The organism is Pseudomonas sp. 10S5, from assembly GCF_035019745.1.
GTDB lineage: Bacteria > Pseudomonadota > Gammaproteobacteria > Pseudomonadales > Pseudomonadaceae > Aquipseudomonas.
Map to the genome: position 1 here is coordinate 1 of NZ_JASJVL010000027.1, position 14,052 is coordinate 14,052.

Sequence of the window (14,052 nt, forward strand, 5' to 3'; positions counted from 1 at the left end):
ACACTGGCGATGGTTGGCGCGGTGGCGACGGCGACCGTAAAGGTGCGCGCGGCGGACACCGGATTGCTGCCATATACTGCCTTGGCGGTGATGCTGTGACTGGTCAGTGTCAGGCCCGTGAGGGAGAGGGTCCAGTCACCACTGGCATTGACCGTGGCGGTGCCTTTTGACGTGGTGCTGTCGAAGATCTCGACCCGTTGGCTGGGGGCCGCCTTGCCCGCCAGTGTCACGCTGGTGTCGAAGGTCGTACTGCCATTGGGGATCTCGGTGCCTTTGGAATCCTTGACGCTGGCGATGGTTGGCGCAACTGAATCGTCGAAGGTTTTGAAGGTGTAAGCCGCTCTGGGAAATTCGATGGCCGAGTTTTCATCAACGGCACCGTCAAAGGTCACCTTGCACACGACGGTCAGTTGCGAATCATGCCCCAGCTTTTCAAGCTCACTTCGCAGCAGTGTCTCGTTAAGGCCGCTGCTGGCCTGGGCGGCGGACACTTCGACCCCCGTCAGCAAGACGATGGTGTAAATCGCGCCGGTAGAGGTCTTGCCTTCGAGGCGCAACCATACCCGCTGCCGGGCGGCACTAAACGGCCATTTGCCCACTGTTACCTGCGCATTGCCGGTGAATGAACTCAGGATCAACACCTTGCTGGCGTCATTCGCCTGGGTGATGCGAGGTCGCGGCAATTGGTTTTCCGGATCCTGAAAAGTGCTGACCATCAGCTCCAGTAGATCGGATGAACTCGATTGCCCGGAACGAGACACGTCATAGCTGACCTCGACCTGTTTGCCGATGTTGGGGCCGACCACCGAGGCCGGTACCTTGAAATCGACATAGCCGATGGCATTGCCAGGCAGCTCGAGGTCTTGGGAGGTTCCCGCACCGGGCGTGCCCAACCAATTCAGCGTAATGATGTCCGCAGGAATGTCTTGCATGCTTTCGTACTGGGCTCGCACGGTGGCGCCGTTGAGGGCAGCCATTGGATCCAGCACTCGCGTCGGCGCCTCAAGTACGTCAGGAGCAGGCAATTCGCCGATCAAGGAGCCGATGATCAACTCCAGTGTGGCCGAATAACTGAACTGGCCGGTGGCGGCACGTTGGAGGGTATAGCGCACCTTGACCAGACTATTGAGATTAGACGCGATGAGCGCCTGTTCAATTCTGAAAGTGATTGGCTTCCCGGCAATGGGTGTGGTGATGGGCACCCAATCACTGGCGCTGCCGTCGCCCGGTTTTCCGGTCCAGTAATAGGTCAGCACATCGCCGGTCGCGGTGCCAAGGTAGTCCACCAGCAAGGTGGCGCTGTCGGGCACCAAGGCCGGGTCGAGCACGCCGTCAGGGGCCTCGACTACCTTGGGTGCTGGCAGGTCGGCACGAATCTGTTCGACCTTGAGCAGCAGATGTTCGGATTCACTCACCGCAAACAGCGCGTACTTGTCATTGGAGACCCGGTAGTAGAGGTCGAGCGTGCCGCGGTCCAGCGGCGCAATATGGGTATTGCGCACGGGCAGGGTGATGATTTTTCCTTTCTCACCCTCGGTCACGGTGTGTGTCATTTCATGCAAGTAAGGTGTACCGCTGGCCGTGGTGCCCAGCCAAATCACATCGATGAGATCGCCATTGTTCATCCCGGGATACGCGGGGACCTGAACATTCGCCACCGGAGTCGTCGGGTCCAGCAGCTCGCCAACGACTTGGATGATGCTGGGGGCCGGTAACTGTGAAGTGTCACCAATCACTCGGGCAAAGGTGCGTTTGGAAGACTGCGGTGGATCGCCGTTGGCCTTGGTCAGCACATAGGACGCATCCCCGGTGCCTCGTGCGATAGCACGAATATCGGCATAGGGGACTTTCAGCTCGAGCACCGTCGGTATATTGGTCAAGACCACCGCCTCGGTATGCACGATGGGTTTGCCGCTCTGCGGTGTGCCGATCCAGGTCAGGGTAATGGTATCGCCCGCCGCATAGGGGCCCCCCCTCGCGATGATTTGTACCGTCACGTCCTTCTTGGCCAGGCTGATCAGATCGATGTCGCCGTTGACCGCTTCCTTGATGATTGGCGCGTCCAGGCGCCAGGCGCCGGCATCGACCAACACGTTTGTGCTGAGGGACCAATCTGAGGAGAAGTTCCAGACTTCATCGAACACCTCGTACTCCACCAACAGCGCAGCGCTGTCGCCGCCGGCCAGAATGGCCGCCTGATCGACCAGCAGAGTGATGGGTGCGGTGCCATTGGCCTGGTCTTCAGTCACCTGCTGGTGAAGGATAACGCTGCCCCATTTCAGTGAAACGGTGTCGCGTGCAGCCCGAAACGGGTAGTGCTCGATTTCCACCGGCACGCCTCTGGCGGCCCAGGCGGCATCGACGCCGTTATCGATGACGTCCTGTGGGAGTTTGGGTTTCTTCAGTTCCGAATGCCCGGGTAGGTGCGGATCTTTATCCGTTCCCCCCGGACGATCGAGCTTGACCCGCACCCGTAGGGGGACCGAGTCTTCAGGGACATTACTGCCGACACGGGTCAGTTGGTAGAGCACTTTTTCGGCCCAGTCGGGGAGTATTTTTTCAATGGGCAGATAAATGAACAGTCGCTCGTTGACCTCGGTAAGTAGCACCTCTTTGAAGGCGATTTCCACGTCCTCCCAGAAAATACGATGCCGGTCGCCTGCTCGCATCTCCTGATAGGGATCGATGACGCTGAGTACTCCCCCCGGGTCGTCAGTGACGATGGAAATATTGACCCCGCCATCGCCGCCGACGACGGGCATCACCATGCCCGCAATCAGCAGCGGGCGCAGCGCGAGGGTGGTGATGTCACGGTTGATCGGTGGAAACAGGAAGGGCTTGAAGCTGGTCATGATAAACGTCCTTGTCGGCCCGGGGGGCGGGCGGTGTAAGTTGATTGGGTAAAAACAGCTAATACCCACTGGAGCCCATGGAACTGCGTTGTGCAGAGGGCTTTCCTGCGGCTATTTGCTCCTGCGGGTTGTAGTTGAATATTCGGCCGTCCGTGGCCGTCAACGTCATGGTGACGATAGGCAAGAAGCGTCGGGTTTGTTGGAAGTAATCGCGCTGGATGAATTGCGCAGGCTCAAGGCCCGTGGTCCCCGATTGATAGAACAGCGCTTCGAGGGGGAGCTGACTGGGGATGTCTTGCGGCCAGGCGGCTATCATGATTTCGTTCCAGCTTTGCTGGAGGCTGGGCAATAGGGTCCGAACTTCGATACTTAACTGAAATTGCGGAGCAGTTGCCGTAAAGGCGCAGCTTTGGTTTGGTGTAGTTGAATATTGCGCTTGCCAGGCTGCGAGGGTCGTCACACCCAATGCGTCGCAAACACCTCTAAACGTGCAGGCATCTGGAGAACCTGTAGTACCTGCGTCATAAGGGTAGGCGCAGCGTAGGATTGGGGAATAAGCGCTCGGCGTTGAGAACTCCTTAAACATAAAGCCGAACGGTCGGTTGTAAACCAGGTTTGTAAATCCCACATCAACCCGGCCGTAGGAAAACGAAACACCGTTGCTGCTATTCGAACTCGGACTTGGGTCCCAGGCATGGAAGGCTGTCGTAGCTTCGGTAGAGCGAAACAAGACGCCATTGCAATAAAAACTCGCCCGGCCATCAGGACATTCCGGTGAGGTGTCGGCATACCGAGCATTGAGCCGGGATGCCACTTCATAGCCGATATACAACTGATCCTGCAGATTGAAACCGAAGACTCCGGCGCCAGAATCCGTCAGGTCCATGCGTAAAATCGGCAGCCACTGGCCTGTCGAGTTGAAGTAATCCCGTTGATCCAGTTGGGCACCAAGTAGCGCGTCGGTCTGGGTCAGGTCATAAAACAACGCGTCAATGGGGATGAGCAGTGGCGCCTGATCGTCCCAGTTTTTGATCAGCAGTTCGTTAGGTTTGGCTGACTGCTCAGTGTCGATGCGTTCATGCGCTTCAAGGCTGGCCTTGAATTGTTCGGGGACACGGCTGCTCAGGGAGCATTGGCGCGTTGGCTGATAATTTTGCTGTTGAAAGTGTGCCAGCCCGCCTGAGGCGTCGACAATACCTAACGCGCTGCATGAGGACAGATCCTCTGCCGCCGGGTTCGCGCGTGCTGGCAATCCGCATCCATTGTCAGGGCGGTTGCTTTCGACGCCGGTGGCAAACGGATAGGCGCATAACACCTCCAGTGTCTTACCCTGGCTGATGGCCGTGAATGGATCACTGAATACGACGCCATTTTTTTGCGCGAGTGCCCGGGTACCTATATCCGCTCGTAGATAGGAAAAATCTTCGGCGCCCAAGGTGATGGCATCGGCCGTATGTTTCCAGAAACCACCGGCGGGTTCCGACGGTACGCCTCTGACCAGCACGCCACTGCAAAAAAAAGCGGGATGGTTGCCGACGCAAGCAGCCGGGGTGCTTTTATAGCGGGTATTGAGAAGCTGCGCGATCTCAGGACCGGTGATGGCGTGAACAGTGCTGCTGCTGAGTAATAGCACCAGCAGCAGGCCCTTGATCCGCCGAATGTGCATATCCATGTCAATTAAACCTCCTTGTTTTCCGAGACGTCATTCACCCCAACGAAATGCCCACGGCCGGGAGAAAGGTATCGGCGCTGTAGCTGCTCGCATTCTCGTTGACCTGCGAACCATTGAGGTCGTAGGCCCACGCGGTATCGGCGCCCAGCACATCACCGGTCCAGACGGGGTAATTCAGCCATCCCAGGTAACTGGCTACCGCTCCGCTGCTCGGGTAATACAAGGTCCAGAACCGCCTGATTTGCGCCAGCGAAACTGGGCTCAAGTTCGCCGCCTGGCAAGTGCGTTGCAAGCCGTCCCAGTCCGCACTACCGCTCAGAAAGTGAAGGTGTTTGATGCCCTTGATGATCAATGTATAGCTGCGTGACTCACCGCCAGCATCGACCGCCGTAATCTGGCACGAGCCATTGAGGTTTGCCGTCACTTCGCCAGTGGTTGCATTCACGCTGGCGATAGTCAAGTCGCTGCTGCTGTAGGCATAAGGGCTGACACCCCAGGTCGCGTCGAATGACATACGGGCAAACGCGGGCGTTACTAGGGGCGGTTTTATGCTCGAAACAATGTAGTTTTCCGCGCTGAGATCGACATTGACTTCTCCCTCAAAACCGCCACCGAGGGCGAGTTCCAAGGGCTGCGACGATACCCGTTCACCTTGATAAGGCTGAACCTCATAACTCAACAGAATCGGATTGTCCGCGCTTTCTGAGAACACCTGGGCAGGTACCGCAAAGGCGACGTCCTTACCGGCGGCGGATTGGCTGATTCGGATGTCGTCCGCATAGTCGCCGACACTTAAATAAACATGATCAAGGTACGCCATGTTGTCGTAGGGTTTGATTCTGACCGTGGCTCCGTCTGCTGGCAGGTTAGCGGGATCCAGCACCCCGTTCGGCGCCTCGTCCACACTGGGCGCGAGAAGGGTGAGTCTAGGAGCGGCTTTGCGGTTGCGCTTCATGATCGACTCCTTGTCGATGTCCGTGAATACGCTCGGCCCATGTGTGGTGTGCCGAGAGTATTCAGGGTCACAGGAACGTTATCGGGCTCTGATCGCTGGACTGGCGTTACGGGCCGACCATCGACTTGCCTGCAAGGCTCTGCCGCGCGATGCCGCATTCGCCAAGTAGGTAACCTTGCCCACCAATTGGTCTTGCACGGTGCTACTGTCACCGCCACCCGTAGGATGACCCCAGGTTACGACGCGCCCATCGGAGGTCAGGGCGACGAAGCTGTGAGTGTTGCCGTATAGGGCTTGCACCTGGGTCAGTTGAGTGGAGACCGCCGAGGTGTCGCCCCCCAAAGTGACGTCACCCCAGGCGACCACGGTTCCGTTTTTGCGCAGCGCTGCAAAGGCTTCCGATGACCCGGCCACCTGCACAATGTCGTCCAACCTGGCAATGTCCTCAGGAATGTCTCTACCGCTTTCCGCTCTGCCACCCCAAGCCACCACATGGCCGTTGCCTCTGATGGCGACGAAGGTCTCCGAGTTGCTCGCCACTGCAACAATATCGGTTAAGGCGGCTATTAAGGGCGGCGGCGTGTTGCCAAAGCTGGGAAACCCCCAAGCCACCACTTGCCCAGTGGCACGGCGCACGGCGAAGGCCGTGGTATTAGCGCAGCTCAACTCTATAATGTCGGTCATCGAGGCGATCTCGTCGGGGACTGTCCCGCCGCAGGTGGCATTGCCCCAAGCGACAATGCGACCGTTGCCCCGCAAGGCGACAAATGCCCCGTAGTTTCCCATGACCTCCACGATATCGGTCAATTCCGCGATGTCTGAAGGAACCGTTCCTCCCATTTCTGCGTTCCCCCAGGCCACCATTTCGCCGCTCCGGCGCAGCGCCGCAAACGCTGACCCGGCACCGCAGATCCGCGTGATATCTGTGTAGCTATTAATCGGTGCTGGTACCTCGCCACCGTAGGCAGCAGCGCCCCAAGCCACCATATGACCAGTGGTCTTGATACCGACAAAGGCCCAGCTATTGCTGGTTACTTCAACGAAGTCGGCCGGTGAGACGCCGTTCATGGCGCCCCCTTCCGCCTCCGTGCCCCAGACGACTACCTGACCATTGATCCGTCGCCCCGCGTAGGCACTGCGGGTACTACGAACTTCGACAATGTCGCTCAGTGTGATGATGGTTGATGGGATTTTTGCTCCGGTATCGGGATGGCCCCAAGCCACCATATCGCCTGAATTGCGGAGTGCAACCAGCGCAGCGCGGCCGGCAATTTCGGTATCGATGCCATTACCGATGATATTGGCCGGATTCAACGTGACTGAATCATTAGCCGAACTTACTCGCAGGGGTTTCCAGGGTTGGCTGTCACGCAAGGTCGTGGCGGTTGTCTCGGTGGTCTCGCCCTGATATTGCCATTGCGCCATGAGCGGTTGCTGGGTCTTGGCGTCGAAGGCGCTCAACAGACGTGCCGCCCCCGATGCTCGGTAACTGCTGCGGCTGTAGCGAGCGCCCATGACGTTTAACGTGCCGGAACCGGCCTGGCTCAAAACGTTGTACTCGGCAAGGTTCGAAGGGCCGTCTGTGCTGCCCGCAGCCCGTAGAACGGTGTAATCAAGTTCAATGCTGAAGCCGTCATTGGCGTGCACGGTGGCATAGACCACGGGGATACGCAGCTCGCCATTGCCGGTCACCGGAACCGTTAGTTTGATCGAACCCGGCCCTGGTTGGCCTCTCCAATCCAGTAGTACGGTATCCCCCTTTTGCAACGCGGCGCCGGCGCCAATCAGCACCGTGGCACCGCTCAAGGCATCATTGGGGTTGAGGGTGTCAGTGCCTTTGGCTTCAACAATAATGGGGGCTGGCAACTTGGCGCCTGCGCCTTTACTGACCGAAAATTTAAGCGGGTCTGAACCCAACTCGCCGCCTTTAATGAGTTCGGATCGACAGGTCACAGTAACGTTAGCCCTAAGACTAGTGGTCACAGTTGCATAAGGAACCGTGAACACGACGGGTTTACCAACCATGTTGCCAGTGACCGATTTACTGTTTTCGTAAGGTGCCGAACCTTTGTCGTCGACCCACTTGAAATACACCTGGTCACCGGCTGCCATGACGTCATACGCCGCCACCTCAGCGCGCGCTCCACCGGTGGGTACATCGTCGATATTCAGTTCGCCGTCGTTCGCGCCCTCCAGGGTCACTTGCAGCAGCGCCTGCTGCCCTTCGCCGATTTGCAAACTCAATGCGTCGGAGGCACTGGTGCCCCCGTTGTTCCAACGCTCTACCCAATATGACGCCTGGACGGTACCGCCGTCGTTGCCCTCGATCAGATCGAACCCGATCTCGAACGGCACCGGGTGTTTGGCGGTCTCGGTACTGAGCTTTATCCAGTCTGAGTCGGGCCCGGTCTTGGAGCCCTGCCATTCGTAGTGCACTTGGTCGCCACTGTGAATGCCGTTGTACAGGGGCACGATCAGTTGAGTGCCATCGGGTACATCCGCAGGCTTCAATATGCCATCAACCTGGCCGACGACCGTCGGTACCGGTAATTCCGCCAGGGGCTCGCCCACGGTCAACAGCGTGGCGTGCAAGGATTCCCGCAGGAGGCCGTCGCTCTCGATGAGGTAGTAGAGCTCCAGCGTACCGCCCTTGATAGCGGTGAGATGCAAGCCCTGAACACGCATGACAATGGGTAGCTTGTTTGTGGTTTCGTTGTGGGTGATCGGGTGTAGGGGCAGTTCAGGTAAGTAGATGCTCAAATCCGGGCGGGTGCCGAGCCATTTCAGCTCGATGGTCTGGCCATCCTCCATGGAATCATCCCAGGCTATTTCTATACGAGCTGTGGGTAGCATGGGATCAAGTGCGCCCTGCATGGCGTCCAGGGCTACGGGAGGCTTCAAGCGTGCGATCTCTCCGATGATGCTAATGAAGCTGCCTTTAGAAAGAATGTCGGGGGAGCTATTGGCTTTGATGATCCGGTAGGTGAACACGGCCTGAGTTTGGGCCAATGAGCGAACCTCGGCGTTGAATCCCGAGATTTCCACCACGCTAGGAACGCTAGTAATGGTTTTGGACGGCAGCATGATGTCTAGGGGGGTGCCGTCCGCTGTCGTACCTTTTAGGTTCACGATCAGTTGGTCGTCCTTGGCGAAGTTAACGCCCGTGACGATGACTTGCGCCGTTACTGGAGAGTCACCCAACGCATCCAGATCCAAAACACTGTTGAAGGCCTCCTTGATGATCGGGGCCTCGGCGCGTGAACTGCCGGTATCCACTACGATGCGTATTTCGGCACTCCAATCCTCGGACCGGTTATCCACAACGTCGTACACCTCGAAGGCGACCGCCAACCCATCCGACCCCGAATCACCGGCCGCGAGAATGACGGTTTCGTCCACAGTGATTACGATGGGATTGCTCTTAGGGGTTGTGGCTTGGTCTTTGGTCACCGTGTGAGGCACGAACTGCCCGCCCCAACTCAAGCGGATGACATCATTCTCTGCGATGTTCGGGTACGGCTCAATCGTGACGGGCACCCCTTTCTTGGCAGTGTCCTTATCCACGCCACCCTGAACGATTTCAATCGGGAGGGACAACTGCAGTTCAGAGTGGCCCGGCGTATCACCGTTTTGGTCGTGTCCGCCCGGGCGATCAAGTTTGACGTAAACCTTTACCTCTTGAGAGGTTTCCGGGTTACTTCCCAATCGTGTTACTCGATAGCTCAACGTCGTGGCGCCGTTGGTCAAGCGTGCCGTCGGAATGAACATGACGATCCGCTGACCCTCCTGATCAAGATTGATTCGTTCCGATCCGACAACATCGCTGCCCCTTAAAACCTCCAGGTTGTCGCCCTGGCTCATGGGAGTCCAAGGCCCGATGTACAACTGCAAGCCTCTGTCCGGGAAATTATCCGCGGCGGCGGCAACGTTAATGCCCCATGCTCCGTCTGGAAGAGGGCCAGTGTGGCCAGGGATTTCCAGATTGGGGAGGGCAAGTGGCTCAACGCTGGAGTCAGGTGAAACAGAGAGGTCGGTGTTCATGGTAAGACTTCCTGTCTAGGGGATGGATACCTCGTTATTGAATGCCTAAATTATGGAGCTGCCTACTGTCAGAAATGACAGGTTTTAGCGAAAAAACGGTCCGTTTGTCGGCCACGTTAAGGCGGACCGTTCATCGTTTTCGAAGCCTTCACGGCGGACCAGTACGTTTACGAAGATCAGTTTGAGGCGCTTTCTGTTTGCGCCATCAATCGTGACAACTCAACGTTCGCACTCCGGCCCTTGTTGATCGCCGACATAGTAAACCCGGTATTCGAACACCGGGATGGAGTGGTTTTTCAAACCAAGCGCAAAAGCTCAGTCCGCTATGACCAACGATGAATCGGCCATCCTTCCTTTTCAGCGTATTCACGCAGCGCAGGATCAGGATTAACCACATGCGGGTGCTCAACCTTCAACAACAGCGCCAAGTCATTACGCGAATCTGAATAAAAGCTCGCGCCGTCCAGCGTTTCGACTTCACTTGCGAGCCATTCCATCAAACGGGTGACTTTGCCTTCGCGGTAGGTCAAGACGCCGGTGGTGGCGCCGCTGTACACGCCGTGAGTGACTTCCAGTTCGATACCCAGCACTTCATCAATGCCAATCCGTGCGGCGATGGCTTTGACCAGATGCGTGCCCGAGGCGGAGATCACCAGGATCCGGTCGCCGGCTGCGCGGTGGTTGGCAATGGCGGTACACGCTTCGCTGTAAATAATCGGTTCGATAAAGTCTTCAACCCAGGGCTCGACCAAGTGATCGACTTCTTCCGGGGTGCGCCCGGCCATGGGTTCCAGGCTGAAGGCCATGTAGTCCTCCATCGCCAGCTCGCCTTTGCTGTAAGCGGCCATCAGTTCGTCGTTTTTACGCATAAACGATTCTTTGTCGACCCAGCCGAGGCGCGCCATCTGTTCGCTCCACAAGCTGGCGCAATCGCCGCCAATCAAGGTTTCGTCCAGGTCAAAAATTGCTAAAGCCATTACTGCTGTCCTCTAAATGTTCCAATCCCTGGTTAGTGCGGCGTTGTTTCTAGGCAACTTCACACAGCGCCGAAGGATCGATGCTTAGTGTTACGCGCCGACCGTCTGGGTGCAGGTCGTCAGCGGAGCGGTTGAGGACGTCGACCACCAGTTCCACGCCGCGGGCTTCGACCCGGTAGCGGATGACGTTACCCAGCAGGCTGTGGCTGCGTACTTCGCCGTCGAGTTCGCCGCTCAGGCTCAGTTCGATGGCTTCCGGGCGAATCGCCAGACGGGTGTTGATCGGCCGTTGCAACAGACGGCTGGCGCTGTTGGCATCAAGCAGGTTGTAGTTGCCGATGAAGCCTGCTGCGAACACATCGATAGGCGCGGTGTACAAAGTTTCAGCGTCGCCGCTCTGCACGATCCGGCCCTGGTTCATCAGGAAAATCCGGTCAGACATGGTCAGCGCTTCTTCCTGATCATGGGTCACGAAAATGGTGGTCAGGCCCAATTCACGCTGAATAGCGCGGATTTGTTCGCGCAGATGTTTGCGAATCCTTGCGTCCAGCGCTGACAGCGGTTCATCCAGCAGCAACAAGCGTGGTTGGGTCACCAACGAGCGGGCCAACGCCACGCGCTGGCACTGGCCGCCAGACATCTGATGCGGGTAGCGATTGGCGAAGTCTGTTAGCTCCACCAGCCGAAGAATCTCGCTGACGCGTTTGCGGCTGTCATCAGCGTTGACCTTTTGCATACGCAAGCCGAACGCAACGTTTTGCTCGACGTTCATGTTGGGAAACAGCGCATAACTTTGAAAGACCATGCCGATACCGCGTTTTTGCGGCGATACCGGAACGAGGTCTTGGCCATCTAATAAAATCTGCCCACTGGTGACTGACGTCAGGCCGGCAATACAGCGCAGCAGGGTGGATTTACCGCAACCGGAAGGGCCGAGGAGGGTGACGAATTCACCTTTTTTGATCTCGCAATTGATGTCACTGAACACCGCAGTGCTGGCGTAGTTCTTTTGCAGGTGTTCGACGCTGACGAAACTCATTGGTCTTTGTCCTTGTTCAGTAAATTGGCAACCCAGGTCAGTACCAGCACGAACATGAAGTACGAGATCACCAGCGCGCTGGTGAAATGGCCGCTGCTGTTGCGCATGTTATTGAGATAGACCTGCAAGGTTTCGTAACGGGTACCGACCAGAATGTTGGCGAACACGAATTCACCGAACAGGAAGGAGAATGACAGCAGCAGCGCGACCATCAGCCCTTTGCGCAGGTTGGGCAGTACCACCAGAATGGCGGCTTGCCAAGTGCTGGCACCGAGCAATTGGGCGGCGTCCATCAGGTCGCGCAGGTTGATCGCTTGCAGGTTATTGGTGATCGCCCGGTACATGAACGGCAACGCCACGGTGAAGTAGCAACCGATCAAAATCCACGGAGTGCCCACCATGGCAAACGGCCCGGAGCCGTATAGCTGCAACAGGCCTACCGAAGACACCACCGGCGGCACGGCGAACGGCAGCAGGATCAGGATGTTCATCAGGGCATCAAGCTTGGGAAAGTGGTAATTCACCACGAACAGTAGCGGCAGAATCAGTACCACCGAGAGTATCAGCGAACCGACACACACCAGCAGCGATTGGCCAAACGCATGCAAGAAGCGCGGATCACTCCACAGCTGCTCGTACCATTTGAACGTAAACCCGCTGGGCAGAATGGTCGCCGACCAACTGCTGGCCAATGAATAAATCAAGGTGCCAGCCAGTGGCAACAGCAGAATGATGAATAACAAATAAACCACGACGCGGTGGTACACGACGGCGGTACCAGATTCAGCGCGCGACATGGTAGCTCCTCTTCAATAGCCATTGATGGACGATGGTCACCAAGGTCATCAAGCCCACCAGAATCACTGCCAGGGCGCTGGCCATGTTTGGATCAAGGGTGATGTCGCCGGAGACCATGGCCGCAATACGAATCGGCAGCACGTTGAAGTTACCCGTGGTCAACGCGTACACCGTGGCGTAGGCGCCAAGGGCGTTAGCCAGCAAAATCACAAAGGTACCGATCAGTGCGGGGGTCAGCACCGGTAAGCCGATGTGCCGCCAAAACTGCCAGCCACTGGCCCCGAGCAGCGAAGCCGATTCCCGCCAGTCTTCGCGCAGGGCGTCAAAAGCCGGATACAGCAGCAACACGCCCAGCGGGATCTGGAAGTAGGTGTAAAGAATAATCAGACCGGTTTCCGAGTACAGGTTGAAGTCCTGAATAATCCCGGCCTGCTTGAGCATGATGGTGATGGTGCCGTTGAACCCCAGCAAGATAATGAAGGCAAACGCCAACGGCACACCGGCAAAGTTGCTGGTCATGTTGGCGAACGCATTGACGAAATTGCGCAGCCGCGAATCGACTCGGCGCAGGGAGTAGCTGCCCAGTACCGCGATAAGTATCCCGAACACACTGGACCAAAAACTGATTTCCAGGCTGTGACCAATGGCTTGCAGATAAAACCGTGAGCTGAAAATTTCGATGAAGTTTGCCAGCCCCCAGCCTTCGTCTTCCGACTGCACGCTGTTGATCAGCACCCACACCAGCGGTGCGATCTGAAACACGATAAAAAATACGGCGAAGGGCACCAGGCAGAGTGCGGCCAGCCATTTGCCGCGGACTGACTTCACTTCAACAGCTCCTTGCATACTGTTTTGTCGTGGGCAATCCCGAGCAATTGGCAGATGGTGCCACACATTTCTGTCTGCTTTGGGGCGGCATTGGGCTCAAGGCTGAAGGCGTCTCCGATGACGAACAGCGGCACCTCGCGCTCTTCCGGAAGCAAACCATTGTGCGAACGGTCATTATTCATGCCGTGGTCGGCCGTAACGATTACCTGATAACCGGCGTCGAGCCAGTTTTTCAGGTGTTCGGCAAGAATCATGTCGACGGTACGCGCGCTGTTGCGGTATTGCGGGGTGTCGAGGCCGTGCTTGTGCCCGGCGTCGTCGATGTTCATGGAGTGCACCAGCAGGAAGTTGGGCAGGTGCCGTAAACGCAAGCTTTCGGCGTCAACGAACAAGTGCGAATCCGGGTAATGATCGTTGTAGTAGAAGTGCCCGTGCTGGATCTTCAGGCTGGTGTCATCGGTATGACGGTCCCGGGCCGGGTTAAACGGCGAACGATTATACAGCTCGCTGACCCAATGGTAGGCCGCTGCGGCGGTAGTGAGGCCTGCCTCAGTGGCGTAATGAAAGATGCTGCGTTGGTTCGACAGCCGCGTAACGTTGTTGTGGACGATGCCGCTGTCAATTGGCTTCACGCCGGTAAGGATGCATTCATAAAGCGGTCTTGAAAGTGCCGGTAACTCACACTCCATTTTGTATAACACCGCGCGTCCTGCGCTGGCGTAGGCTTGGAGATGGCCCAGAGTGTTTCGGGCGACCTTATGATTAAGCCCATCGAGCAGCACCAGGATGACGTTGTGTTTCATGGGGAAGGCTCCGTGTTTGCAGATGTACTCACCAAATCCGTTCGCGGGCAAGCCTGCTTCCCCGGTAGATTCATGTACGTCATGTAT

At 57.2% G+C, this 14,052-nt stretch carries 8 protein-coding genes and 1 pseudogene; all 9 read right to left on the reverse strand.

All coding sequences use genetic code 11. The annotated features are described in order from the left end of the window. A pseudogene (locus tag QN378_RS21795) lies at positions 1-2,852 on the reverse strand (Ig-like domain repeat protein); the annotation flags it as partial. A gap of 58 nt (positions 2,853-2,910) precedes the next feature. Continuing rightward, entirely contained in the window at positions 2,911-4,524 is a 1,614-nt protein-coding gene (locus QN378_RS21800; protein WP_322204755.1) for a hypothetical protein, read from the reverse strand. Positions 4,525-4,558: 34 nt separating this feature from the next. Further along, positions 4,559-5,479, reverse strand: coding sequence for a hypothetical protein (locus QN378_RS21805; RefSeq protein ID WP_322204754.1), 921 nt, complete (start codon positions 5,477-5,479; stop codon positions 4,559-4,561). Positions 5,480-5,557: 78 nt separating this feature from the next. Beyond that, the gene (locus QN378_RS21810; protein WP_322204753.1) at positions 5,558-9,520 is read right to left on the reverse strand and encodes a hypothetical protein; all 3,963 of its coding nucleotides are present in this window, start codon (positions 9,518-9,520) and stop codon (positions 5,558-5,560) included. 323 nt (positions 9,521-9,843) lie between these two features. Beyond that, positions 9,844-10,497: an HAD family hydrolase gene (locus tag QN378_RS21815; RefSeq protein WP_323550594.1), complete on the reverse strand. Its 654-nt coding sequence runs from the start codon at positions 10,495-10,497 to the stop codon at positions 9,844-9,846. Positions 10,498-10,546: 49 nt separating this feature from the next. Beyond that, positions 10,547-11,536, reverse strand: a complete 990-nt coding sequence (locus QN378_RS21820; RefSeq protein WP_322204751.1) for an ABC transporter ATP-binding protein — start codon at positions 11,534-11,536, stop codon at positions 10,547-10,549. Then, a complete protein-coding gene (locus tag QN378_RS21825; RefSeq protein ID WP_322204750.1) occupies positions 11,533-12,333 on the reverse strand; it encodes an ABC transporter permease in 801 nt (266 codons plus the stop codon). Before QN378_RS21825 ends, QN378_RS21820 begins: the two co-directional genes overlap by 4 nt. Beyond that, on the reverse strand, positions 12,320-13,162 hold the full coding sequence (locus QN378_RS21830) for an ABC transporter permease subunit (protein WP_322204749.1): 843 nt from the start codon (positions 13,160-13,162) through the stop codon (positions 12,320-12,322). The genes QN378_RS21825 and QN378_RS21830 overlap by 14 nt, the downstream gene beginning before the upstream one ends. Continuing rightward, positions 13,159-13,965, reverse strand: coding sequence for an alkaline phosphatase family protein (locus QN378_RS21835; protein ID WP_322204748.1), 807 nt, complete (start codon positions 13,963-13,965; stop codon positions 13,159-13,161). Before QN378_RS21835 ends, QN378_RS21830 begins: the two co-directional genes overlap by 4 nt. Positions 13,966-14,052: the final 87 nt, after the last annotated feature.

What these genes read in the sequence shown, in the direction of transcription:
- QN378_RS21800 (WP_322204755.1), bottom strand. Translation starts at nt 4,524, where the DNA reads ATGGATATGCACATTCGGCGGATCAAGGGCCTGCTGCTGGTGCTATTA.
- QN378_RS21805 (WP_322204754.1), bottom strand. Translation starts at nt 5,479, where the DNA reads ATGAAGCGCAACCGCAAAGCCGCTCCTAGACTCACCCTTCTCGCGCCC.
- QN378_RS21810 (WP_322204753.1), bottom strand. Translation starts at nt 9,520, where the DNA reads ATGAACACCGACCTCTCTGTTTCACCTGACTCCAGCGTTGAGCCACTT.
- QN378_RS21815 (WP_323550594.1), bottom strand. Translation starts at nt 10,497, where the DNA reads ATGGCTTTAGCAATTTTTGACCTGGACGAAACCTTGATTGGCGGCGAT.
- QN378_RS21820 (WP_322204751.1), bottom strand. Translation starts at nt 11,536, where the DNA reads ATGAGTTTCGTCAGCGTCGAACACCTGCAAAAGAACTACGCCAGCACT.
- QN378_RS21825 (WP_322204750.1), bottom strand. Translation starts at nt 12,333, where the DNA reads ATGTCGCGCGCTGAATCTGGTACCGCCGTCGTGTACCACCGCGTCGTG.
- QN378_RS21835 (WP_322204748.1), bottom strand. Translation starts at nt 13,965, where the DNA reads ATGAAACACAACGTCATCCTGGTGCTGCTCGATGGGCTTAATCATAAG.